At 68.8% G+C, this 978-nt stretch carries 1 protein-coding gene; it reads left to right on the top strand.

All coding sequences use genetic code 11. The features are described 5' to 3' along the window. Positions 1–148 precede the first annotated feature (148 nt). Entirely contained in the window at positions 149–907 is a 759-nt protein-coding gene (locus ACFXA3_RS19700; RefSeq protein WP_385188375.1) for a MerR family transcriptional regulator, read from the top strand. Positions 908–978 lie beyond the last annotated feature (71 nt).

The following is a 978-nucleotide window of genomic DNA, read 5'->3' as shown; positions in this document are numbered from 1 at the left end:
AGGCCGGGCCCGTGTGTGAGCCGACGGCGCCGCGGCCCTCCCGGGTCTTGCGGGTGGGCCTTGCGGGTCTCGCCGACCGGGGGACTTGCACCTCACGCGGCGTGAGGACCCACAGTGAAGGGCGTACCGACCAGAGGAGCGGAAAACGATGGGCTACTCCGTGGGACAGGTCGCCGGATTCGCCGGAATCACGGTGCGCACCCTGCACCACTACGACGAGATCGGCCTGCTCTCCCCGAGCACCCGCAGCAGCGCGGGCCACCGGCGTTACGACGACGCCGACCTGGACCGGCTGCAGCGGATCCTGTTCTACCGGGAGCTCGGCTTCCCGCTCGAAGAGGTCGCGGTCCTGCTGGACGATCCGGACTCGAACCCGAGGGAGCACCTGCGCCGGCAGCACGCCCTCCTGTCCGACCGGATCGCCCGGCTCCAGCAGATGGCCGAGGCCGTGGAGCACGCCATGGAGGCACAGAGGATGGGCATCAATCTCACGCCCGAGGAGAAGTTCGAGGTCTTCGGCGACTTCGACCCCGACCAGTACGGGGAGGAGGTGCAGCAGCGCTGGGGCCACACGGACGCGTACGAGCAGTCCGCCCGCCGGACGGCCTCGTACACGAAGGAGGACTGGAAGCGCTTCCAGGACGAGGCGGACGGGATCAACCGGCGGTTCGCCGCGCTGCTCGGCGCCGGTGCGGCAGCGGACTCCGAGGAGGCCATGGACGTGGCCGAGGAGCACCGGAACTGGATCGACCGCAACTGCTACACCTGCTCGCACGAGATGCACACGTGCCTGGGTGAGATGTACGTCGCGGACGAGCGGTTCACGGCCTACTACGACGCGGTTCGGCCCGGTCTGGCGGTGTTCGTGCGGGACGCGATCCTCGCGAACGCCGTCCGCAAGGTCTAGATGTTCCTCACACGGCCCCCTCCCCGTACCTGGTCCCGGGGGGGGGCCAAGTGCGATGATAATTTTAACAG

The sequence above is a fragment of the Streptomyces sp. NPDC059456 genome (genome assembly GCF_042750055.1).
Classification (GTDB): Bacteria; Actinomycetota; Actinomycetes; order Streptomycetales; family Streptomycetaceae; genus Streptomyces.
The sequence above is the reverse complement of the archived record's forward strand: the minus strand, read 5'-3'. Positions and strand labels throughout refer to the sequence as shown.